At 47.9% G+C, this 24,069-nt stretch carries 23 protein-coding genes and 1 pseudogene; 20 read left to right on the top strand and 4 right to left on the bottom strand.

Features of this window, described 5'->3' with window-relative positions; genetic code table 11:
- Positions 1-23: 23 nt before the first annotated feature.
- From MKY42_RS24025 to MKY42_RS24005, 5 genes and pseudogenes are all read left to right on the top strand, one after another.
- Positions 24-1,274, top strand: a complete 1,251-nt coding sequence (locus MKY42_RS24025) for an MFS transporter (protein WP_339845197.1) — start codon at positions 24-26, stop codon at positions 1,272-1,274.
- Positions 1,275-1,684: 410 nt separating this feature from the next.
- Positions 1,685-2,632 carry an alpha/beta hydrolase-fold protein gene (locus MKY42_RS24020; RefSeq protein WP_339845194.1) on the top strand — a complete coding sequence of 316 codons (948 nt, stop codon included), beginning with the start codon at positions 1,685-1,687 and terminating at the stop codon, positions 2,630-2,632.
- Positions 2,633-3,108: 476 nt separating this feature from the next.
- On the top strand, positions 3,109-3,288 hold the full coding sequence (locus tag MKY42_RS24015; protein ID WP_090903677.1) for a hypothetical protein: 180 nt from the start codon (positions 3,109-3,111) through the stop codon (positions 3,286-3,288).
- A gap of 129 nt (positions 3,289-3,417) precedes the next feature.
- Positions 3,418-4,119 (top strand): RNA polymerase sporulation sigma factor SigK, encoded by a 702-nt coding sequence (sigK, locus tag MKY42_RS24010; protein WP_064636235.1) that lies wholly within the window; start codon positions 3,418-3,420, stop codon positions 4,117-4,119.
- A 122-nt stretch (positions 4,120-4,241) separates the two neighbouring features.
- Positions 4,242-4,425, top strand: a pseudogene (locus MKY42_RS24005) (RNA polymerase subunit sigma-70); the annotation flags it as partial.
- Positions 4,426-4,450: 25 nt separating this feature from the next.
- Here the strand turns inward: MKY42_RS24005 and MKY42_RS24000 are convergent.
- The 3 genes from MKY42_RS24000 to MKY42_RS23990 form a co-directional block, all read right to left on the bottom strand.
- Positions 4,451-5,284: an alpha/beta hydrolase family protein gene (locus tag MKY42_RS24000; RefSeq protein ID WP_339845189.1), complete on the bottom strand. Its 834-nt coding sequence runs from the start codon at positions 5,282-5,284 to the stop codon at positions 4,451-4,453.
- A gap of 53 nt (positions 5,285-5,337) precedes the next feature.
- A complete protein-coding gene (locus MKY42_RS23995; protein ID WP_339845186.1) occupies positions 5,338-5,760 on the bottom strand; it encodes a MarR family transcriptional regulator in 423 nt (140 codons plus the stop codon).
- A gap of 146 nt (positions 5,761-5,906) precedes the next feature.
- The gene (locus MKY42_RS23990; protein ID WP_339845183.1) at positions 5,907-6,971 is read right to left on the bottom strand and encodes an ABC transporter substrate-binding protein; all 1,065 of its coding nucleotides are present in this window, start codon (positions 6,969-6,971) and stop codon (positions 5,907-5,909) included.
- A 166-nt stretch (positions 6,972-7,137) separates the two neighbouring features.
- Between MKY42_RS23990 and MKY42_RS23985 the strand changes: the two genes are divergently transcribed.
- The gene (locus MKY42_RS23985) at positions 7,138-8,214 is read left to right on the top strand and encodes an iron ABC transporter permease (protein WP_177031237.1); all 1,077 of its coding nucleotides are present in this window, start codon (positions 7,138-7,140) and stop codon (positions 8,212-8,214) included.
- Between the two features lie 2 nt (positions 8,215-8,216).
- Positions 8,217-8,984, top strand: coding sequence for an ABC transporter ATP-binding protein (locus MKY42_RS23980; protein WP_090903674.1), 768 nt, complete (start codon positions 8,217-8,219; stop codon positions 8,982-8,984).
- 223 nt (positions 8,985-9,207) lie between these two features.
- On the opposite strand, the gene MKY42_RS23975 is transcribed toward MKY42_RS23980, so the two are convergent.
- Positions 9,208-9,762, bottom strand: a complete 555-nt coding sequence (locus MKY42_RS23975; protein WP_339853060.1) for a TetR/AcrR family transcriptional regulator — start codon at positions 9,760-9,762, stop codon at positions 9,208-9,210.
- Positions 9,763-10,041: 279 nt separating this feature from the next.
- Between MKY42_RS23975 and ssuD the strand changes: the two genes are divergently transcribed.
- The 13 genes from ssuD (at position 10,042) to MKY42_RS23910 (ending at position 24,015) form a co-directional block, all read left to right on the top strand.
- Entirely contained in the window at positions 10,042-11,202 is a 1,161-nt protein-coding gene (gene ssuD / locus MKY42_RS23970; protein ID WP_339845179.1) for an FMNH2-dependent alkanesulfonate monooxygenase, read from the top strand.
- Positions 11,203-11,511: 309 nt separating this feature from the next.
- Entirely contained in the window at positions 11,512-12,009 is a 498-nt protein-coding gene (locus tag MKY42_RS23965; RefSeq protein WP_090903671.1) for a HEAT repeat domain-containing protein, read from the top strand.
- Between the two features lie 87 nt (positions 12,010-12,096).
- On the top strand, positions 12,097-12,759 hold the full coding sequence (locus MKY42_RS23960) for a ribonuclease H family protein (RefSeq protein WP_090903670.1): 663 nt from the start codon (positions 12,097-12,099) through the stop codon (positions 12,757-12,759).
- Positions 12,760-12,954: 195 nt separating this feature from the next.
- Positions 12,955-13,824 (top strand): alpha/beta hydrolase, encoded by an 870-nt coding sequence (locus tag MKY42_RS23955; protein WP_090903669.1) that lies wholly within the window; start codon positions 12,955-12,957, stop codon positions 13,822-13,824.
- Positions 13,825-13,978: 154 nt separating this feature from the next.
- Positions 13,979-14,968, top strand: coding sequence for a serine/threonine-protein kinase (locus MKY42_RS23950; protein WP_339845175.1), 990 nt, complete (start codon positions 13,979-13,981; stop codon positions 14,966-14,968).
- A gap of 252 nt (positions 14,969-15,220) precedes the next feature.
- Entirely contained in the window at positions 15,221-16,534 is a 1,314-nt protein-coding gene (locus MKY42_RS23945) for a sugar ABC transporter substrate-binding protein (RefSeq protein WP_257031916.1), read from the top strand.
- Positions 16,535-16,602: 68 nt separating this feature from the next.
- Positions 16,603-17,484, top strand: coding sequence for a sugar ABC transporter permease (locus MKY42_RS23940; protein ID WP_090903667.1), 882 nt, complete (start codon positions 16,603-16,605; stop codon positions 17,482-17,484).
- A 26-nt stretch (positions 17,485-17,510) separates the two neighbouring features.
- Positions 17,511-18,329 (top strand): carbohydrate ABC transporter permease, encoded by an 819-nt coding sequence (locus MKY42_RS23935; RefSeq protein WP_090903988.1) that lies wholly within the window; start codon positions 17,511-17,513, stop codon positions 18,327-18,329.
- Positions 18,330-18,355: 26 nt separating this feature from the next.
- Positions 18,356-19,909, top strand: a complete 1,554-nt coding sequence (locus MKY42_RS23930) for a DUF4127 family protein (protein WP_090903666.1) — start codon at positions 18,356-18,358, stop codon at positions 19,907-19,909.
- Between the two features lie 17 nt (positions 19,910-19,926).
- Positions 19,927-20,634 carry an N-acetylmannosamine-6-phosphate 2-epimerase gene (locus MKY42_RS23925; RefSeq protein WP_256222385.1) on the top strand — a complete coding sequence of 236 codons (708 nt, stop codon included), beginning with the start codon at positions 19,927-19,929 and terminating at the stop codon, positions 20,632-20,634.
- Positions 20,621-21,448 (top strand): MurR/RpiR family transcriptional regulator, encoded by an 828-nt coding sequence (locus tag MKY42_RS23920; protein ID WP_090903665.1) that lies wholly within the window; start codon positions 20,621-20,623, stop codon positions 21,446-21,448. Before MKY42_RS23925 ends, MKY42_RS23920 begins: the two co-directional genes overlap by 14 nt.
- Positions 21,449-21,476: 28 nt before the next feature.
- Positions 21,477-22,433 (top strand): ROK family protein, encoded by a 957-nt coding sequence (locus tag MKY42_RS23915; RefSeq protein WP_090903664.1) that lies wholly within the window; start codon positions 21,477-21,479, stop codon positions 22,431-22,433.
- Positions 22,423-24,015 (top strand): FAD-dependent oxidoreductase, encoded by a 1,593-nt coding sequence (locus MKY42_RS23910; RefSeq protein WP_339845171.1) that lies wholly within the window; start codon positions 22,423-22,425, stop codon positions 24,013-24,015. Before MKY42_RS23915 ends, MKY42_RS23910 begins: the two co-directional genes overlap by 11 nt.
- Positions 24,016-24,069: the final 54 nt, after the last annotated feature.

Genomic DNA, 24,069 nt, shown 5'->3' with positions numbered 1-24,069 from the left:
GAGACAGGAGAATAAAACATCATATGCGTAAGACAGAATCAAATAAAGCGGAATCCGAAGTTCCGACATCCGCTAAACGAGGGGCGTTTCCCTTATCCCTGTTATGCCTGACGGTAGGGGCTTTTGCCATTGGCATGACAGAGTTTATTATTATGGGCCTTCTGCCCAATGTGGCTGCGGATTTGAATGTGAGTATCCCTCAAGCAGGGCAGTTAATTACGGGTTACGCGCTTGGTGTGGCGGTGGGTGCGCCTGTACTAACCGTGTTCACGCACAAGATTCCGCAGAAAAAACTGCTGGTGCTGCTGATGTGTATTTTTATCATCGGGAATGCATTGTCTGTTATTGCTCCAACTTACGGGCTGCTCATCTCGGCGCGTATTCTGACGGCATTCGCCCACGGTACGTTTCTGGGTGTAGGTTCGCTGATGGCAACACGATTGGTTGCACCGGAGAGAAGGGCGGGGGCGGTATCCGTAGTCCTGGCTGGATTAACGATTGCCAACATTATCGGTGTGCCGTTTGGTACCTTCATCGGGCAGCAACTCGGATGGCGGTCATCATTTGGAGCCATTACCATTCTGGGCATCATCTCATTGCTTGGTATCATTCGTTTCATCCCGGTGATTCAGCAGGGACCGCCAGCAAACCTGGGACAGCAATTCCGGAATTTGGTTCGCCCCCAAGTGTTATTAATATTGCTGATTGGAGCGTTAGGTTGTGGAAGTCTGTTCGCTGTGTTCACCTATATAACACCAATGCTTGTTGATATTAGTGGTTTTGCCGAGCAGAGCGTGACCTGGATTCTGGTGCTGTTCGGTGTCGGCGTTACGTTGGGGAATATGCTTGGTGGTCGTCTGGCAGACTGGAAGCTGATGCCTTCGTTAATGGTTAACTTCGGTATATTGGCAGTTCTGTTGGCGGCCTTAACGTTGACGCTGGACAATCCATATCTCGCGGTAACCACCATATTTTGCTGGGGAGTCGCGGCTTTTGGTATCATGCCAGGCCTGCAAATTCGAATTATGAATATGACCCGCGAAGCACCGCTGCTGGCGACAACGTCGAGTCACTCGGCCTTTAATCTGGGCAACGCAGGTGGTGCCTATTTGGGCGGGTTTGCAATTACACATACGGGGCTCATCTCGGTACCGTTGTATGCAGCAGTTATTGCAGCACTTGGGTTGCTTGGACTGTGTATCAGTCAGGTGATGGAACGTAAACAGACCTCGGCCGAAAATCCAGACGTGGTTAAGCCAGTATCGTTACACTAAAAGATCGTCAAGAAAGCCTCAGCCCTCCTGTCTAAAACAGGGAAGCTGAGGCTTTTTTGTACTCTACTTTTTTTAATCGATTCCAATCTCATTAAGTTGCACATAGCCCTGTTTACATATTCAAATGTTCAGAGTAACAGATAAAGAGATATACTTTTTAAAGAAAAAACAATGGATATTTAAGTATTATGAGTTATTTTATACGTTATAATGGAATCAATTGTAAATAAATGCGAAATTCCTTTTCTTTTTTTGCCCGAGAAATCGTAAGGATTCAGGCAATATATGCTGAAAGGGGGTGAACTTCACGTTTTGTTGTAAGTGCTTTCAATTCGTATGTTCTATGTAAGACCCGCTTCGAACTATGCTTGCATGCTCCACAATAAAATGGGTAAAGGAGAAGTAATCATATGAAAAAACGTTTGTCTTCTATTTTGAGTCTTTCAATAACCGCTGCATTACTTGTGCCAACGATGGCTTTTGCCACTGAGTCCAATGAAGGGGTCACCGCAACCTCTCTCCAGGAAATTGGAAATCATGGAGCTGTGAATGCCTCAAGCTTTGAAAGTCAAAATGCGCTGACTCCAAGTGCGGTTGTGCCTGCACCACCTGGCTATGATTCATATCGGAACAATATTCCGCATGGAAATACCAATCTGATCTCCTATTATTCCACAACGGTTGGCAATGCACGCAAAGCAATGGTGTATACACCGCCAGGATATTCTCCGAATAAAAAGTATAACGTCCTGTATCTCCTGCATGGCATTGGCGGGGATGAGTATGAGTGGGTTAACGCTATGAAACCGAAGAACATTCTGGACAACCTGTATTCCGAAGGTAAGCTGTCAGACATGATCGTAGTTTTCCCAAATGGCCGCGCTATGAAGGATGATCGTCCGATCGGTGACATTTATGCGCCGGATAAGGTGGCTGCATTTGAGCGATTTGAACAAGACTTGCTCAAGGATCTGATCCCTCATATTGAAGCGAATTATCCGGTATATAAAGACCGCAATAGTCGTGCGCTGGCGGGTCTGTCCATGGGTGGTGGACAATCTCTCAACTTCGGGTTGAAGAATCTGGATACCTTCGCCTGGGTCGGCGCTTTCTCCGCAGCACCGAATACAAAGTCGGTGTCGGAATTGGTCACGAATCCGGGACAAGTCGCAAGTAAACTTAAATTGCTGTGGTTATCTTGTGGATCGAGTGACGGTCTGTTATGGGTCAGCCAGAATTTTAAAAACGGCTTGAGCAGCATGAACATTCCGCATACCTGGTATCAGGATGTAGGAGGGCATGAGCCGTCTGTCTGGAACAGCGGACTGTACCAGTTCTCTCAACGTATTTTCAAGTAATCAGTAAGCCTTCATAAAAGGTAGTAATGAGCAGCAGCCTCAGTTCTGTATGGTACAGAGCTGAGGTTTTTGGTATGTGCGTTAAGCCGTCGGCTTGTTTCTCCCAGTCTTGAATGGCGGGTTCTAATGTTGCTGAGCGCATGTTGAATAGAGCCTTCTTTTTTCGAATATACGTACAACTTCTAGGCTTCTGCCTACGACTCAGTAGATCGTCCCTGTTCATCTATGTGTTGAGAGGTAAGGGTACATATCTTTCAGACATACGTAGAAGATAAAAGGTGGAAATTTCCTTTGTTTTCTGTTTAAATGGAAGGCAACATTTTGAGATTTTTAAGAGTCTGGTAATTTCACAGAGGGTGCGGGTTTGGTGTTCCTTACGTTTGAAAAGGAAGGCTAGGTTTCCAAATAAGATGTACTGGGTTCTTTAGATATTACTGCCTCGCATCAAGGGGTGGAGCTACGAGGGAGTCGATGACATGTACTACTATAAGGGTGCGTTCAGAGAAACGGACAATTTTATTTATTTCAAAAGCGATGTTCAATTAGCCGAGAATGATGTCGTGATATTTGGCGAGAAGAAGTATTTTATCGAAAGTGTTGAGAAAGAATTCCTCATCCTTCAGAAGGTGGGGTCTATCGTTTCAGTGAGTGTATGAAATCCTGCGGAAACATTTCCTTTTTCAAGTGTACGTGCACTTCTGGGCACACGCCTACATACAATAAATCGACCCTGTTCCCACATGTGCTCAGGCCAGATCGTTGTAAAACTGCAGGAGGTGTCATCTGTGCCCGGATTGTTTACCGCAATTGCTCTTTTCATTAAAGAGTTAACGTTACTTGTCTCGTATGTCAAAAACAACGCCTTCCCTCAGCCCCTCGCTGAGGATGACGAAGCCAAACATTTACGCCTGATGGCCGAAGGCAATGCTCATTCGCGTAATTTGCTTATCGAACACAATCTGCGCCTCGTCGCGCATATCGTCAAGAAATTTGACAATACTGGCGAAGATCAGGAAGACCTGATTTCGATTGGAACGATTGGTTTGATTAAGGCGATCGAAAGTTTTCAACAAGGCAAAGGGACTAAACTCGCTACGTTTGCAGCCCGTTGTATCGAAAACGAAATACTTATGCATCTTCGCTCCCTGAAGAAAACACGTAAAGACGTATCCCTACACGATCCAATCGGAACGGACAAAGAGGGCAATGAAATAACATTAATCGATATTCTCGGAACAGAAGCCGACGATGTTGTAGATAAGGTGCAGCTCAAGATTGAAAAAAGCAAGATTTACCGCAATCTCGACATCTTGGATGATCGGGAGAAGGAAGTTGTTATTGGCCGATTTGGCTTGGAGGCAGGCGGGGAAGAGCGCACCCAGCGCGAGATAGCGAAGGAACTTGGCATCTCACGCTCCTATGTTTCACGGATTGAGAAGCGGGCGCTGATGAAGCTGTATCACGAGTTTTATAAGGCGAAGCAGTGAGATTAGAAGCTATAAGGTAGTACGGATAACAATAGACTGTATAGAAAGCGACTTGTCTGCGGATGAGTTGCTTTTTTGTTTTTAGTTGCTGATCATATCAACGAGTAATGCTTTCTACTGGAGATGAGATGCAGCTCAAGATTGAAAAAAGCAAAATTGATCGCAATCTAGACATCTTAGAAGATCGGGAGATGGAATTTTTGCTTGACCGATTCGGCCTGGAATCAGGCGGGGAAGAGAGCCACCCAACGCGAGAGTGCCGAGGGAACTTGGATCTCACGCTCCCATGTATCACGCATGGAGTAGCGGCGTGTTTTTGCTCGCTTTAATTTTAATTTCCCCGATTTAACCATTTCAGGATGATCTCCACAGCTTCCATATACCGCTGGCCGACGAGCAATCCGGTATGGGTTGTATCCCATAGCCCTGCATATTCAGCGTCAAGCTGTTCTGCAGTCAATTGACCTCTTCGCTCCTCATCATCGGATTCTACGGCTTTGATGACCAGACTCGGACATGTAATGAAATCGCCGTTGATGGATACACCTCCGCTTGACCCAAATGCCGCCGAGAACGTGAGAAATGCCTTCGATGATTCCATCTGCAAATATTTACGCTGAAATGCAATATCCTCTGCTGATTCGTCAATACTGCTGTGCTCTTCGCGGGCCGGGGGAGGGATGACAATGTCAGGTATCATTCGATCACTCTCAGGATAGGGAATCAATTGATGAACTTCCTGGCTTAGACTGGAATCAATCACGACCAATCCAGCTAAAGCAGTCGCCTCGGCAATCTTCTGACTGAGTATTCCGCCCATGCTGAAACCGATGAGAACAGGGGGCTCATCACACTCCGCCAGAACTTCCCGGATATCCTCCAAATAGTCCTCAAACGTAATTTTCGTCATGTCCATTACCCGGCTTTTGTAATGACTTCTCAGGTTCATGACGAAGCAGGTCCAGCCTAGTTCAACGAAGTGGGGGATATATTTGCTCCACATCCAGCTGCCTGTATATGCGCCATGAACAAACAAGAGGGGAGGCCTTTTTGCTGAATTTACCATGGGGGGAGCCGTATGACCTTCATATATTTCAAGGTGCAAATCATGTTTTCCTATCTTTTTGACTTCATGTTTAGGTAGCAATTGAGTAAAATCGATCATTAGGACAAACCTCCAAAATTAGTTTTATATCAAACTATTTATCCAAAAAAAATTTAGAAGTTGCTGTGAATTTTCATTAAAATTCGAAGCAGTTCCTTTTTCTCCGCATCAGTAACATCCGTATAAAACGCGTCTAGCAAGCGCTGCGAGATTTCCTCAAAGGCCGGTTTAAGTTGTTCTCCTTTTGCAGTCAATGCCACGTGGACAATCCGTGAATCAGTTGCATCGCGCTCTTTGACGACATAACCGTTGCGAACCAATTTGTCGACAAGTGCTGTGACTGTGGATTTATCCTTGCCAATTTTTTTGGAAATTTCAGCCATGGTCATTCTGGAGTTGTTGTATAGGGCGTAGATAATATCCCCATGCGACGTAGCCAGATCCTGAATTCCCTGCCCAGCCATCTCGGATAAAATGAAGCGGTTGACCTTCTCTTTAATTTTGGATATGAGTGATATAGCGTCTGTCGTTTTCATACGAGTAATATAGTTTGTTATCAAACTAATGTCAAGCTCGGATCTCAAATACTGACACATAAGCGGAGAACAAAAAGAGCAGCGAGAAACATTTTCTCCTGCTCTTCCGATTTTTTCATTTAAACCTGGAAGCAGATTCCCTGCAATTACTTGATCGGATTTGCTCTCATTTCCTGTTCCATCTTCTCAATGCCGTCCAGAATTTGATATCCATAACCCCAGAACTGACTGAAATCCGTTACGTAAATTTGTTTGTTTTTGATGGCATTCATGCTTTGCAGTGCAGGGTTGGCATACAGATTCTGAATCAGCTTGTCGATATCCGGGGAACCGGCATAGGCGGATAAGAGCAGGTAGTCTGGGTTTGCCGTGATTAGCTGTTCCACACTGACTTCGCCTTGCACGCCATCAAACGTATTTTTCAGTTTCAACAGGCTCAGTGCATCCAACTGATACGTATCATTTTGCATGCTGCTCACAGTAATCGTGTCTTCCGTAGCAGGGACGATATAGGCAAAACTATGCTCAGATTGATCCGCCACACTTGTCTTGATGGCTTCAACCCGAGCATTCAGGCTTTCTGTGAATTTTGCGGCGTTGTCCTGTACATCGAAGATTTGGCCCAACTGTGCAATATCCTTATAGAGGCTGTCCAATGTCCCTTGATGATTCGTCGTTTGCAGGAAGGTGCGGATGTTCATGTCATTCAAGCCATCCACGGTACCTACACCCCAGTCTGCGTCTGCGAAGAGGTCGCCACGTCCCAGTACCAGATCTGGACTTGCGCCTACAACGAGCTCTTTGCCCACATAATCTTTGGACAAGACAGGAATTTTCGCAAAATCATCTGCGACATCCGGAGGAACCGTGCCATACAATGCGGCGACTCCAACTATTTTATCGGTCAGCCCAAGCTTGATCAGCATTTCTGCCGCAGATTGGGTATTCGCCACGACACGTTCGGGGGCTTTCTCGAATGTTTGTGATTTTGGTTTCCACTCACCACCTTCCCCTGAGATGGTGAAGTTCTCAATCGTGAGCGGATAGGATGTTTTGCTTGTATTTTCTACTTGAGTTGTTGTTTCGGATGAATGGCTTCCCTCCGCAGCGGGGGTGGTAGTGGTGGAAGAGGATGCATCGGAACATGCTGCAAGCAAGAGCAACAGGAGACTTAAAGAAGCGAACCAAGTGGGTCTGTATTTGAATTTCATCTAGCGACGAGCCCCTTTTCTTTATGTTTTTAAATTGACAAAGATAATCATTCTCAATTATAATCCGAGAAAATGCTTTGTAAATAGCTAAATTTTTATTATTCAAATTCAAGTGGAATTGATGGGGGAAGAGATGGCACAGACGGCTCAGATTCAGAAGCAGCTTATGGGAAAAAGGGAGTCCCTGATTCACAGCAAATCCGGTTTTGCAGTATTGATTGCCGCTTTAATCATCGTCATGGTTATTTCGGTTGGGATTGCTGTATCCATTGGGCAGGTGAGCATTCCGCTCGCCGAGTCTTATCGCATTCTGTTGTACAAATTAACCGGATTTCAATTCGGCTCTACGCCGATTGAGGCGGGGTCCTTTACGGATATTATCTGGCAGATTCGCTTTCCGCGTGTATTGATGGCCATGTTTATCGGTGCAGGGTTAGCTTTGTGTGGTGCAGTTATGCAGGCTGCAGTGCAGAATCCACTTGCAGATCCCTATATACTGGGGATCTCCTCTGGAGCTTCGCTCGGGGCTACGTTTGCCATTCTGATCGGATTCGGCGCGATTGGCTGGCTTGGTCAGACCGGGGTGGCCTTCTGGGCATTTGCCGGAGCGATGGGTGCATCCTTGCTGGTCCTGGCTCTTGCAGGTATTCGGGGGAAAATGACATCGGTCAAGCTGGTGCTTGCAGGGATGGTCATTAATGCGCTGTGCAGTGCCTTTTCGAACTTTATCATTTATTTTGCCAACAATGCCGAAGGCATCAAGACGGTAACATTCTGGACTATGGGCAGTCTCGCCTCATCCGGATGGAACAAGCTTCCGCTGATTAGCATCGTTGTGCTCGTAGCCATTTTGTTCTTCCTGTTGCAGTCCCGGGTCCTTAATACGATGCTGCTGGGTGACGAAGCCGCGGTTACACTCGGAATTAATCTCAGTGTATATCGTAGATTGTATATGCTGTTAACGGCTCTCGTCACCGGTGTAATGGTAGCAAGCTGCGGTATGATCGGTTTTGTCGGATTGATTATTCCACATATCGTGAGAGGGCTGGTCGGATCGGATCATCGTAAAGTCATGCCTGTATCCGTTCTGTTCGGTGCCATCTTCCTGATCTGGACGGATGTTATTGCACGATCACTGATTTCCAGCGTTGAATTGCCGATCGGGATCATTACAGCGATGATTGGTGCGCCGATGTTTATGTATATGTTAGTCAAAAAAGGCTACGGTTTTGGAGGAAAATAAACATGAAACTGAATGTAGAAAATGTATCCATATCGGTGCTGAACACGGATATTATCCGGGACATTTCTTTACAGGTAAAAGGCAAGCAATTCGTCGGCCTGATTGGCCCAAACGGTTGTGGCAAATCAACGCTGCTCAAGAGCATCTATAAAGTGATCAAGCCGCAGCAAGGCAAAGTATTTCTTGATGATACGGACATTCTGAAATCTAGTCCCAAGGTCGTGTCCCGGCATATGGGCGTTGTGGGTCAGTTTAACGAATTAAGCTTTGATTTTACGGTGCGTGAAATGGTCATGATGGGTCGCACCCCGCACAAGAAGCTGCTGGAGACAGATAATGAACGGGATTATGAAATCGTGGAACAGGCGTTGGAAAAGGTACATCTGACCGGACATGCGGACCGCAATTACGTGTCCCTGTCCGGCGGGGAGAAGCAGCGTGTGGTCCTCGCCCGAGTGCTGGCGCAGCAGCCCGAATTTCTGATATTGGACGAGCCTACCAATCATCTGGATATCAAATATCAGCTTCAGATCCTCAACATTGTGCGGAGTCTGGATATCGGCATATTGGCTGCGCTTCATGATCTCGAACTCGCCGCAGCGTATTGCGATTACCTCTATGTTGTGAAGCAGGGGCAGATTGTGGTTCATGGCAAACCCGCCGATATCCTAACCCGTGAAATGATCGGTGAAGTATTCGACGTGGAATGTGAAATCTATGAAAATCCGGTTACCGGTGGCTTGGGTATTGCCTATTTGAGTACACGGTGAGACAGGGAACTGTCTTAACTGAAACTCACACATGTTCTCTCGTTATCTCTTCCACTATAACTCCGGTTGCGCAGACAATTATGGAGTAAGCAGCAAAAGAAGAACTGTCTTTAAGCGGAATATATGCTTAAATGACAGTTCTTTTTGTTCTAGAGTCAAATGTCACATGTCACGTGTATTCAGATGCCGTACATCACCTTTTTTGGAGGCTCTGCCACTCCCGCTAAATCGATGCTCCCATCGCTTTATATATTCCTAACAGGGCAATGCGGGTTAATTGAAGAGCCATATGATGAGGTGAATTTACCTTACTATCAGCAAGCCATTTGTGAATAATTCCAAGGGTGGAAAAGCTGATATGATCCAGTAAAAAATCCAGAGGCACTTCTTTTTGCTCCAGGCCTAACTGGGATATCCGATCCCAAAACATCTCTCTAATCACTTCATTCAACCGGCTGTTGAAATTCCCGGCAGGATTAATGAGTACCATCACCCGATAGAATTCATCATGCTCCAATATATGCTCGAACAATACGATGAAAATGGGATCAGGCTCATTAAATGAAGGTAGGCTCCCAAGGTGAGCATTCCGTTCCGCCAGTAACTGCTCAAGCAGTTGAAATTTCTCATTCACCATGCTATCCAATAAATCATCCTTGTCCAGAAAGTGGGCGTAAAAGGTAGAGCGATTGATATTCGCTTGTTCGGCGATGTCCACGACACTAATTTCGGTGTAGGCTTTCCGTGGCAAAATTTTCAGGAGAGCTTTGGAAATCATCACACGGGTCCGTAAAATTCTTCGATCCACTCCACGGGAGTCATTCACTTCTCATCACCTCGAAAACAACGGATTGATCAACTTTGTTGACCCTTCAAATGGTTTGGGAATGTAGATTATTAAGACATCTCGCAACACATCGGTCAAATGCGTTGTTTAACCGTCAGATTCTGCGTAATTGATCGTTGATATGCAACGGATAATAGCTATCATAATAAATAAAACATACCAAATCAATCGGAAAAATAAAATATAAAAAATAGGAATGAGGTCATACCTATGGAACTGTTTTGGTTTATTCCCACACACGGGGATGGCAGGTATCTTGGAACAAAAGAAGGAGCCCGGGCAGTCAGTTACCATTACTGCAAGCAGGTGGCGCAAGCCGCGGATGAACTTGGATATGCCGGTGTTTTGTTACCTACGGGAAAGTCGTGTGAAGATGCCTGGATTGTGGCTTCATCGCTGATTTCTTCCACGGACAGGCTCAAGTTTCTTGTCGCGGCGCGTCCAGGTCTGATGATGCCAACCACTGCTGCACGCATGGCCGCAACCCTGGATCGTTTCTCCAAAGGAAGACTGCTGATCAATGTGGTGGCTGGTGGAGATCCAATTGAGCTTGAAGGAGAAGGGCTGTTCCTGGACCACGATGAGCGCTATGCGTTAGCCGATGAATTTCTGACCATCTGGCGCAAGGAATTGGAGGGAGAGGCGGTTGACTATGAAGGCCAATATCTGAAGGTTAAGGGTGGCTCCGTCCTGTACCCGGCCATCCAAAAGCCACATCCCCCACTCTATTTTGGAGGTTCCTCGGAAGCAGCAATGGAAGTGGCAGCAGACCATGTCGATGTGTATTTAACGTGGGGTGAGCCTCCGAGTCAGGTGCAAGCCAAAATTCATCAAATGCGGGAGCTGGCTGCGAAAAAAGGAAGAAGCATTCGTTTTGGCATACGTATGCATGTGATTGTGCGTCCCACAGCAGATGAAGCATGGAAGGCCGCTAATGAACTGATCTCCCACCTGGATGAGGAGACGATAGCCGCTGCCCAGAAGATCTATGCCCGCATGGATTCCGTGGGTCAGCAGAGAATGGCCAAGCTGCATCATGGTGATCGTTCCAACCTGGAGATTAGCCCCAATCTGTGGGCGGGCATCGGCTTGGTTAGAGGTGGTGCCGGAACCGCACTTGTTGGTGATCCCGATCAGGTCGCAGCCAGAATCAGAGAGTATGAAGAACTGGGGATTGAGACCTTCATCTTATCCGGTTATCCGCATCTGGAAGAATGTTATCGTACTGCTGAACTGCTGTTTCCAAAGCTTCAGTACTCGCAACATGGAGGAAACGGCGATCATTCCTTTGTTGGTCCATTTGGAGAAATCATTGCCAATAACAACATCCCGGACCACATGGTCAAAACCGAAGTTACCTCCAAGTCCTAATTTCATAACCGATTAAGACAACTAAAGACACCTGAATGAATCCTTCGGGTGTCTTTTTACATGCTGTAGAAAGGGGCCACCTGCGGCCAGCCTCACGTAAACGAGTTGCCCGTTTGGTTCCATCGTGGCCGTTTCTTAGCCTGTTCCTGATCTGGTTAAAAATTTACAATTGTTTAGGACAAGAGATGTGGATGAGGAAAATAGTCCCGACATTATAAGGACCATTATACTACATCCTAAAATAAGGAAATGACCGATATTATTATGGAGAGCTTTCTTCTAACAAAATGAGGAGTGATACAACGTACAATGTATACAAACATGATCCAAAAGCATCTATCCCAAGGAGATATGGAAGGCGTTGTTAAACAAATTGCATATATTGGCGAAAAAAAGGATACCACCCAATTCCCTTTCTTGATTGAACTCCTGAAATCTACGGACAACAAAATACTACGAAACGAAATTGCTATTGCTTTATCTGACATTGGAGATGATCGAGCAGTTGAACCGTTAATTGAAGTCATCACAGACCCCAAGACATCAGGAAGCAGAGGCACATTGCTATACGCTCTTGAAAACCTGAATTACATAGTACATATAGAGAACATTATTCCATTTATCGGTGATTCCAGTCTGGAAGTGAGCGCGCAGTCATTCATGTTGCTGGAGCAAATGATGGATAAGTTATCGGATTTACAAAACCTTAGGTGTCAACAACTTATTGAAATGCAAATCTCACATAACCAAAGCAAGCTTCTGGAAGTAGCATTAGACATGTTGAAGAAATGGAGGTATCAAGTGTAGAAAATAGATGAACACGTTTCTTTCAATCTGACCTCGCTATCGTTTACAATAAGGAATTGAATGCAGCAAACGAAGGAGCGGGTCATATTGGCAAAGCAGAAATACTATGTCGTCTGGGCAGGAAAGCAGCCTGGCATATATAGCACATGGGCGGAATGCAAAGCACAGACGGATCATTTTACCGGAGCAAAATATAAATCGTATGAATCGAAAGCTGCAGCCGAAGAGGCATATCGTGCGGGATGGAAAGGAAACTGGGGTACTGGGGCCAGTGGTTCAGGCGCTTCTTCGAAGACGAAGTCAGGCACTAGCGGAAGAAGCGCGGGCATGGAGACCTCTGCAGAAATTGACTATGACAGCATCTCAGTTGATGTTGGTACGCGTGGGAATCCAGGGCCAGTGGAATATAAAGGTGTGGATACCCGCACGGGTGAGATTATTTTCTCCGTTGGGCCAATTTCCAAAGGTACGAATAATCTGGGTGAATTTCTGGCAATCGTACATGCCTTGGCGTATCTCAAAAAAGAGGGCAGTAACAAGACGGTTTATACGGACTCCGTCAATGCAATGAAATGGTTAAAGCAAAAAGCGGTATCCACCACACTCGCTAGGGATGCTTCCACCGAAGAGATCTGGCTGATGATTGACCGTGCAGAGCAGTGGCTCCGGACGAATACGTACAGCAATAAAGTGCTAAAATGGCAGACCAAGCAGTGGGGCGAAATCAAGGCGGATTATGGCCGAAAATAGCCCTATTTCTCTACAATTTCTGTATTATTAATTTTCTATGAGAAACGATGTTTACAATTTCCAGTTTCCATTCTATAATCAGTTCATTATGATAAGTTACACATATGAAGGAGCCTGTCATCAGCGGGCTCTTTTATATTTATGGACCTTAAAATCCATAACATGTTGAAAGAGTATACTTTGCAGGAGGCAGACATGAGTTCCATTTATAGAAGTGAAGAAGGCAAGAACAGCATACTTGAGGAATACGAAGCGTATGTTGAGCAATTGGGCGAAGGTTTTACACGAGAGTACGTCGAGACACGTTTTGGACAAACGCATGTTTTATTAACAGGTCCAGAAGACGGTAAGCCGCTATTTATTCTCCAGGGCGGAAATTGTGTGAATCCGATGACGTTGTCATGGTTTTCTTCCCTATTCAAAGATTACCGGATTATCGCGCCGGATACGATCGGTCATCCAGGCTACAGTGAAGAAACACGAATTTCGGCAAGGTTTGATAGTTTGGCTTTGTGGATTTCTGATTTGCTGGACCACTACAAGATCGAAAAAAGTGCGTTTATCGGTCCTTCCTTTGGAGGCGGAATTATCCTAAGACTGGCAACTTACATTCCGGACCGAATTGCATGTTCTGTTCTGGTAGCACCCGCTGGACTGGCCGTAGGATCCAAAATTAAAATGGCTCAGGATATCGTGTTGCCACTCGTAACGTACAAAATGACTTCTTCTCCAACTTCTTTGCAAAAGATCGCGGATATCATGTCATGCAGTTGTATGAAAGAAATAGATAAAAATATAATCGGGAAAATCTTCAAATACGTCAGTCTGGAGCAGGATATGCCCAAGCTTACGGAGCAGGAGGAATTGGTAAATTATACATCGCCAACACTGCTCTTGGTGGGAGAGAAGGATGTCTTTTTCCCGGCAGATAAGGTCATTGAAAGAGCTCAGAAGATTATTCCGAATGTCAAAGCAATCAAATACGACACAGGTCATTTCCCATCTCAAGATGTGTTGATGCAGATGAACCAAGAAATTCAGCAATTTTTACAGAAGAATTATTAAATTTAGAAAATTTTAATTTTTCCGCATGGTTGTGATTCAAATTGCATCATTTGGTTTATATAGATGGTTGGCGATGAAACGCCTGTCTGGTTGGACTGAATGATGCAACATGCGGCAAGTCTTCCGATCGACAAGGTTGAAAAGAGGGTCTGTTATGAAAAAGGACAATTGCAAAATGGCATTGCAGCGCAATGTAATTTTAAACGATACATATCAGGTAAGACATCTCATAGCCAGCAGTGAGCTGGCTATTGTATATGCAGGAAGAGATCGGAATACAGGTGCTAAGGTAGCGATCAAGGAATTTTTCCCGCAAAGGTTGGCAGCACGTCAGGCTGACAAACGGGGAGTGTTCTGTTCTTCACGAGGGTTTAGTGGTCAGTATCAGGAACTTCTTGCTGCATTTTTGGTAGAAGGAGAGCTGTTATCCACGTTGAATCATCCTCATATTGTTACGTACGTGGATCATTTCGAAGAAAATGATACAGGGTATCTTGTTATGGAATACTGCACAGGCGTAACCTTGACCGAATATCTGATTGAGCGAAATCATGCGCTGGACGCGGCGTTTATTACGGAGACATTACTTCCGCTGGTAGATACACTGGACTATATTCATAAGCAGGGAATTCTTCATCGTGATGTGAAGCCATCCAATATTATGGTGATGGAAGACGGTACGCCCAAACTACTGGACTTCGGTTCAGCAGCTCGCTGGCCTGTACAATCCGGGGAAAAACAGGCGATCTTTACATCGGCAGGGTATTCGCCGCTTGAGTTCTACTCCGAGAAATCCAGTCAGGGACCGATGTCAGACATATATAGCCTGGCAGCGTTGCTTCATTATTGGACATGCGGGCAGCCACCTATGGATGTAAAACAGCGACTGTTTCGCGATGAATTGCCATCTGTGCGTTCTCATAATGAGTATGTGAATCGTTGGCTCGCACGCGTTATTCACTGGGGATTATCGGTTCGTTCCGAGCAACGCTGTGCTTCTCTCGCTTGGGTTAAGAGATCACTTCAAGTACAAGCCTGGATGTGGAAAATACGCAAACCTGGCACGGTTGAATGGGCTTTGGCTGAGAATGAACATACCCAAATCTATGAAGCAGAGCCGAAAAAACAGCATGAGACGGCTTGATTGCAGCCTGGTCTTATACATATAGTCGTAACAAACAAGTCAGTTTGGTCCTTACACGGATCGAACTGGCTTTTTTTTGTGTTTTATTAGCCTAAAAGAAAAATTATTTCTTTTTTTAATTTATTTCTGGAAGAATACTTCATTCTAACTCCAGGGTCTGCATATACTCCATTGGAAAGATGGAGTAATTAGCCAGGAAATCTGACGTAAGCGCCGGCTCCCGTCTTACACCAAACTGAGGGGGAATGTTGTGTGACCACCAACAGAAAGGGCTTCACAGTATCTTTGCTGCTAGTCGTTATGATGTCTATGTTACTTGCCGCCTGCGGAGGAAATGACAATACGGCTGGTAGACCGAGTCCGGGAAGCACTGGGGAGACGGGTATGGAAGCTGGAAAGCCGGTGACGCTGGAGTTTTGGACGATTGCTTTACAGCCAACGTTCAACGATTACTTCAATGAATTGATTGCCAAGTATGAGAGCAGTCATCCTGGCGTGAAGGTTGAGTGGAAGGACTATCCATATGATGCCATTTCACAGCGTTTATTGACCAGCACGGCCAGTGGCAAAAGCCCTGATGTTGTGAACCTCAATACCGAATTCGCCAGTCAATTGGGAAGTAAGGGAGCGCTGCTGAATCTGAATGAATACCTGACAGATGAGGAAGCGAAGAGTTACTTTGAAGGCATTTATAATTCTACTGTTTTCGATGGCAAAGCTTACGCGCTCCCTTGGTACACAGGTACCGAAGTGCTGTTCATGAATACCAAGCTGGTGAAAGAGGCAGGCCTTGATCCGGCAAATCCGCCGCAGACCCGAGAGGAACTTGTGGAGTGGGCCCGTCAGGTCCATGAAAAGACAGGAGTGGCCGGTTATGCGCAGCAGCTTGTCTCCAAGCTGTTTCCAATCGACGGCATCCCGATTCTAAATGAGGACAAAACGGCCGCCGCTTTCAATACGCCGGAAGCAGAGGCGATGATCGCTCAAATGCGTGATCTGATGGCCGAAGGCGTGGTGCTGAAGGAGGATGCGGAATTCAGCAAGCAGATCCAGTATTTTTCCGGGGAGCAGGTCGCTTTCCAGTTGTCGGGTCCAACCTTTATCAACTTCATCAAGAAGTCTGCACCGGATGTTTACAAGAATACGATTGCGGTAACCCTCCCAACAGGCAAAGCGAACCTGCGGCTCTCCAATTCCATGGATCTCGTTGTACCACAGAAATCCAAAAACCCTGAGCAAGCGGTGGAATTTGCCGCCTTTATTACCAATGCAGAGAACCAGACTGCCTTCTCCAAGGTAGCCAACACGCTACCATCGAGCAAAGCCTCCATTGAAGATCCGTTCTTTACGCAATCCGACGGGTCGCTGGAAGCCGAAGCCAAGGTAGCTTCCTCCCAAAGTCTCGATAAGGCCACTGATTACATGGTCGGCGTACCGAATGCAGGAGATATCAACTCCGCATTGGCACGGGGCTTGCAGGAAATTTTGATGAACGGAGCAGATATTAAAGAAACGTTGAACGCAGTGGAGAAGGAAGTTAACCAAATTCTTAACCAGGATTCCTGAACTTATGCGGTACAGTCTGATGAGGGGGAGTACTCCCCCTCGATCCTAGAAGAGAGGGAGGCGTAGCTGTGTACAAGGCGATTCGATCCGAATCTTTTGCTGCATGGGCGTTTATGGCACCGGGATTGTTGTTTCTGGCGATTTTCACCTTTTGGCCGATTATTTACGGGATACCCCTCTCATTAACCGATTATTCTGTCATTACAGAGACACATTTCGTTGGTCTGGATAACTTTACCCGGGCCTTTCAAGATCACAATTTCCTGATTTCGCTGTGGAATTCGCTGGTGTATGTGCTGGTTGTGCCGGTGATTCAAATCATCTCGATCCTCATGGCCATTCTGGTTAACAGCCGGATTCCGGGTGTCAAAATGTTCAGAGCTGCCTACTACATACCGGTTGTAACTTCCATGGTCGCAGTGGCGCTGATCTGGAGCTGGCTGTTGGGCAATAACGGTGTAGTCAATTACCTGCTGCTGAAGGTTGGCATTCTCAGTGAGCAGGTCTCCTGGCTTTCCACAAGCAGTACGGCGCTGTATGTGCTGATGTTCATCACCATGTGGAAGGGTCTCGGCTATTATATGATGCTCTATCTGGCTGGGCTTCAGGGAATTCCGGCAGATCTATACGAAGCCGCCAGAGTGGATGGAGCAGGACCGCTGAGACTGATTATTCATGTAACGCTTCCGCTGCTGCGGCCGCATATTCTCTTTTGCACCGTAATTTCGGTGATGGGTGCCGTTCGTGTATTCGATGAGGTCTATATTCTTACCAAGGGCGGGCCGGGAACGTCCACGTTGACCTCGAGCGTATATATTTTTCAAAAAGGGCTGGAGCAATTCAATTTCGGGTATGCCTCGGCACTTGGCTTGATCGTCAGTGTGATGGTAGCAGCGCTCAGTGTGTTGGTGTTCCGGCTGAACCGGAGAGGCGGGGTGAATACCTATTGATTCGGCGTACGCTTTTGTCTAAAAAAATGAAAAAAGGCCTTCGTCATTTGATCATTTATGTACTGTTGATTTTGCTTGCCCTGTTTATGATGGGTCCTTTTCTGTGGTTGCTCAGCGTATCGCTGATGCCTGGTCGTAATGTGTTCGCGAATCCACCAGCAATTCTACCTACCTTCATCGCTTTCGATAACTACGTGCAGGTGTGGGAGTTCATGGATTTTCCACGCTACATCATAAATACGGTGGTGATTACGCTTCTTGGGGTGGTATTTAACATCTTCTTGTCCTGCCTCACGGCGTATCCACTCGCGACCTTTCGGTTCAGGGGACGTAATCTGGTGTTCACGCTGCTAATCTCGACCATGATTATTCCGTCGGCAACGGCGATGATTGTGCATTATTTAACCATTCAGGCGTTTCACTTGGGCAATACGTTTCTTGGTGTTGTGCTTCCGGCCGCGGTGTCGGTATTTAACATCTTTCTGATGCGACAAACGTTTCTGGGCATACCGACGGATATTCGGGATTCTGGCAAAATGGATGGAGCCTCCGAATTCCGTATCTTCGTGCAGCTTGTCATGCCATTGGTCAAACCAGGGGTTGCTGTCATTGGTTTGCTTGAGGTTATGGCATTCTGGAACAATTTCCTGTGGCCGATTGTGGTGCTGGATGATCCGCAGAAATATCCGCTGGCTGCGGCCCTGACGTATCTGAACGGCCAGTTCTCGTATAATTTTGGCTGGATTGCCGCCGGCACCATGATCTCGGTGCTGCCGATTATCATCGTGTTCCTTTTCACCCAAAAATACTATATGGAAGGCATCGCCGGAGCGATTAAAGGATAAAAAACACAGAAAGGGTGATGGTATTCATGCAGAAGCAGTATAAGCTAAGCTTTGTTCCGTTAGATGAACGTCCTTGCAATTATGAGTTTCCTTATTTGTTGGCACAGGGAACGGAATTCACAGTAGAGCGTCCGCCACTTGAAATCATGGGCCTGAAAAAGCGCCCGGGCGATGTGGAACAGTTATGGACCTGGTTTGAGGAGAGCTGTGCAGGGGCAGATGGAGCAGTCGTCGCTTTGGATACGTTGCTCTACGGCGGGATTATACCTTCCCGGCTGCATCAGTTGGAGCCGGATGAACTGACGGCCCGGCTGGAGCGCCTTCGGGGGATCAAGCAGCGGTACCCGCAGCTAACTCTGTATGCGTTTCAACTAATTATGCGATGCCCGCAATATTCCTTGTCAGATGAGGAGCCGGATTATTACGCCGACTGGGGACGGGAGATTTTTCGCAAAGGTTTCATCAGCCATCGGCTGGAGCTGGGGATTGCGACGGATGAGGAGATCCGCGAGCTGGCCGATATCGATAACCGTCTACCAATAGAAGTACTGGAAGATTACCTGGGACGCAGGGCGGTAAACATTGAAGCAAACAAGCAGGTACTAGCTCTGGTTCAGGAAGGAATTATCGACTTCATGATTGTGCCGCAGGATGATTCGGCGCCTTATGGACATACAGCCAAGGATCAGGAGAAAGTGCGAGCCCGTATTACCGCCCTTGATCTGGAACTTAAAGTCTACATGTACCCTGGTGCGGACGAAGTTGGTTGCGTACTGCTCTCCAGAATGATAAACAAGGCTCGCGGCCGTATGCCGCTGGTGTACCCGCGATTATCATCTGTTCAGGGGGCGTTCGTTACCCCGCTATTCGAGGATCGATTTTTCTATGAGACGCTCAAATATCAGATTTTGGCTGCAGGTGGGTTGATTGTATCCAGTGAGACTGAAGCAGATCTGGTGCTGTTGATTAGCACACCCGGAGAGACGATGGCGGAAGCGGTGTCGCAGCAGCATTCTTTTTACAGCTATGATGTATACCGAAACCTGATGGAACTGGTGGAATATGGACACTTTCTGCTCAGGAGCAAGAAGAAGCCGGTGGCTGTAGCGGATGTGGGATATGCCAATGGTGGGGATCAGAAGCTGGTCAAGATGCTGCGGCAAAAAGACATGTTATTTGATCTGGCTGGATACGCGGCCTGGAATACCAGCTCCAACTCACTTGGTACCGTCATTTCGCAGGCTATGATCTATCTGCTCTATGGTCGTACACCGTCGCATCTTGATTTCCTCGCCCTCCGCTATGCTGAGGATGTCTGCTATTGTTCAGTCGTTCGGGGAGAACTTAGCAATGGCCCGGTGCAGGAGATGGGCTATGGAAAATACTTGCTGGATGGGTCTCGTGGTTCAGTGGCCGCCCGCGTAGAGGAAAGGCTGCGTCAAGAGCTTGCTGTGCGGATCGATAATGCAGCGGGGAGTATCCAAATTACCGACTGTTATATGCCATGGAACCGGATGTTTGAAGTGGGATTATCTGTAAGATTCATACCATCCAACCCTGGTAAGGAAAACAGAATATAAGAGAGAGGGTGAGAACCCTGACAAAGGTAGTGCTGGAGAAACTGCATTTGGGGCTGATTGTTTCCTGCCAGGCGCTGGCTGACGAACCGCTGCATGGTGCGGCGATGATGGCCCGCATGGCGGCTGCTGCAGAGGAAGGAGGGGCCGCGGGTATTCGGGCGAATGGGGCAGCAGATGTACGTGCCATCAAGCAGACCGTCTCATTGCCGGTTATTGGCATCGTGAAGCGCAATTACCCGGATTCTGCTGTATATATCACCCCAACCCTCAGAGAAATTGACGAGCTGCTGGAGGCCGGAGCCGATATCATTGCATTTGATGCGACCCGCCAGAGCAGGCCGGAAAATTATACATTGGAGCAAATCACCGCCTATCTGAACGCAAATAAGGCGGTTTCCATGGCAGACATCTCCATTCTGGAGGAAGCTTTATATGCTGAGTCACTTGGAGTTAGCTGTGTTTCGACTACTCTATCGGGTTATACAACGTATTCCAGGCAGCAGGAAGGGCCGAATTTGGAGCTGCTGGAAATGTCCGCACAGCAGTTGAAGATTCCGGTCATCGCCGAAGGACGGATTAGTAAGCCCTCACAGGTGGAAGAGGCGCTGGATCTGGGCGCATACGCTGTTGTGGTGGGCTCCGCGATAACTCGGCCACAGCTAATTACCCGACAGTTCGCAGCAGTGACCAGAAAAGCGAGGATGAAAAGAAATGGAGATGAATGACCGAATTAATACGTATTATCCTTCCATGACCAAGTCGGAGCAGAAGGTGGCCAGGTGCGTACGGGACAATCCGGATAATATAATCTATTTTTCTGTGACTGAGCTGGCTGATTTTGCTGGTACCGGAGAGACCACGGTGATGAGATTCTGCCGTAAAATCGGGTTTAAAGGCTATCAGGATTTCAAGCTGATGCTGGCCCAGGGGCTGCCGAAACGGCAGAACCAGCCAGACGGCGATCAGGGAGAGGACGATTATGCCGACCATTTATATGCCTCGATGGTGGGGGTGCTGCAATCCAGCTTGGGTATGCTGGATCGCAGCCAGTTGGAGCAGGCGGTGAAGTGTCTGGACAGCGCACGACATGTGCAATTCTTCGGCGTGGGCTCGTCAGGCATTACCGCTATGGATGCCAAGAACCGTTTTCTGCGTATCGGGCGGCGTGCGGAAGCGAATTCCGACAGCCATATCCAGTCCATGATGGCGGTAACGATGGGAGAAGGTGACGTGGCTTTTGGCATCAGCGTGTCCGGCAGTACGCTGGATACCAATGATATGCTGATGAAGGCCAAACAAAACGGAGCTAAGGTGATTGCCATGACGAACTATGCCAAATCCCCCATTGCTTCTATTGCAGATATCTTGCTCTTGACCGCGGGGAAGGAGTCTCCCCTTGAAGGCGGTTCTGTAGGAGCTAAAATCTCTCAGCTGTTTATTATCGACTTGCTCTGCCAGGGACTGGAGCGCGAGCATGGCGAAGAGACTAAAAAGATGAAGGAATTAACGGCCAGGGCGGTTATCGACCGTATTTATTGAAGGGTTTGTGTGAATAGGGGGAAAGCGAATGCCGCAGGTCATTGGCGTGGATGTAGGTGGCACAGGCATTAAAGGGCTTGTAGTCAATGAAGCCGGAGTCGTTCGGGTGGAGGCTAGGTGTGCAACAGAGGCCCGGTTGGGTCGGAAGGGCATACTTGAACAACTGCGTAGGTTAGTAAGTGAACTGTTATCTAGCTGTGGAGATGTGAAGGCACTGGGCATTGCTTCGGCAGGAAGAGTGAATGTGGAAACGGGTGAAGTGATCCATGCAACGAACAATTTACCTGGCTGGCAGGGAATGCCGCTGACAGAGTGGGCAACAGCGGAATTTGGACTGCCTTCGACTGCCGATAACGACGCCAATGCTGCACTCATTGGTGAGGCAGGGCTTGGTACCGGCCGCGGTAAGCAGAACCTGGTTATGCTGACACTCGGAACTGGGGTCGGTGGGGCCAATATGGCATTTGGCAGGATGTTACGGGGAGTAGACTGGCGCGGTGGGGACTGGGGGCACAGTGTGCTGGTGCCTGACGGTCGGCCTTGCAATTGTGGCAAACGCGGCTGCGTGGAGCAATACATTTCCGGTAGTGCACTGAAGCGGCTGGCGCGGGAACAAAAGGGCAACACGTATACTCACGGCCGAGAGATTATGACCGCTGCAAGCCAGGGAGAAGCAATAGCGTTGTACATTCTAGAGCGTTACATATCTGATTTGGCCTTGGTTATTGCGAATATATCTGCCTCGATAGATCCGGAATTGATTATTCTTGGTGGCGGTGTGACCCAGGATCAGGCTATATGGTGGCCGATGCTTACCGCTAAGTTATCCAGTGTCGGGTTAGAAGACCGGGTTGCAGTAGCTGAACTCGGTAACAGGGCAGGCTGTTTCGGAGCGGCGCAGCTGGCCTTGGAATGTTTGCGCCAGGACGACGGCGTTGGCTGGTCTAAAGGCAGTGACAGGGAGGAGACAAAGCATGAGGATTGAACAGGAGAAACACAGTGATATCGTCATTATAGGCGGTGGTCTTGGCGGGACTGCAGCTGCGCTGGCTGCAGCCAAGGCAGGTCTACGGGTACTTGTGACGGAAGAGACGGACTGGCTTGGCGGTCAATTGACCTCACAGGCAGTACCGCCAGATGAGCACCGCTGGATTGAACAATCTGGCAGTACAGCATCGTACCGTGAGTTCCGCAGCCGGGTCAGAGATTACTACAGACGGAACTACCCGCTTACGGATGTCGCCAAGAGGAATCCTGTTCTTAACCCCGGGAATGGCTGGGTGAGCCGCTTGGCGCATGAGCCGAAGGTCGCGCTTGCCGTTTTGCATGAGATGCTTGCGCCTTACGTGAACACCGGTCGAATCGAGGTGCTCTATCATACCGTGCCAGTTCAGGTAGATACAGCAGGTGACCGGGTTACTGGCGTGACTGTGCGTGAAGAGCCAAGTGGGGGATTAATTAAACTCCGGGGTGCCTATTATCTAGATGCCACAGAATGCAGCGATCTGCTTCCCCTCGCCGGAGTAGAGCATGTAAGTGGAGCGGAATCTCGGCGGGAAACGGGTGAACCACATGCCCTGGACGAAGCGGACCCACTAGACATGCAGTCGATTACCCATGTGGCGGCAGTAGATTATGTGCCGGGTGGAGACTTCACGATCCCCCTCCCGAGGGATTATGATTACTGGCGACAGTATGTTCCCTCGTTCTCGCTGTATCCGATCCTGAGCTGGTACGCTTCGGATGCCAATGATACCTCCAAGCTGAAAGAGTTCACGATGTTCCCGAATGATCAGGGCATAACCTCCCTGTGGGATTATCGGCGGATCGTTGACCCGGCTATATGGACAGAGTCACTGAATGATGGTGAAGTCACGCTGCTCAACTGGGCACTGAACGATTATTACGCTGGGCCGATCATTGGCGTATCGCCGGAGGAACGTGAGCGGCATCTGGAAGGGGCGAGGCAACTAACCCTTTCTTTGGTCTACTGGCTTCAGACGGCAGCTCCCCGCCTGGACGGCGGACAGGGTTATCCGGGTGTAAGGCTGCGTGGAGATGTGCTCGGCACGGAAGACGGTCTCGCGAAAGCACCGTATATTCGGGAATCACGGCGAATCCGAGGGGTATATACCATTACCGAGCAGGATGTGAGCAAGGAATTGCGCGGAGCAGAGGGAGCCAAACGTTACGAGGACAGTGTGGGTGTCGGCAGTTATCATCTGGATCTCCATCCAACAACCGTGAGCCAGCGGACTTTTTATATACCGAACCATCCCTATGAGATTCCGCTGGGTGCACTCATCCCGGTGCGAGTCAAGAACTTGCTGCCAGCTTGCAAAAATATCTCCATGACCCAGATTGCGAACGGTTGTTACCGTCTGCATCCCACCGAATGGAATATTGGCGAGGCTGCTGGCACCCTTGCCGCTTATGCCATTGCACAGCAAGTAGAGCCCTCAGAGGTGAGGGCTTCGGCGAAGCATCTTCACGCCTATCAGGCACAGCTGATTTGGCAGGGTGTTCAGCTTCATTGGACAGAAGCGGAACTGGCAGGGGAGTGTTAGATAGACTTTTAAGAGAACGTTGCTATCTTCACAACACATAAGCGCTCGAGATAC

The sequence above is a fragment of the Paenibacillus sp. FSL W7-1088 genome (assembly GCF_037969855.1).
Taxonomy (GTDB): Bacteria; Bacillota; Bacilli; order Paenibacillales; family Paenibacillaceae; genus Paenibacillus.
The sequence above is the reverse complement of the archived record's forward strand: the minus strand, read 5'-3'. Positions and strand labels throughout refer to the sequence as shown.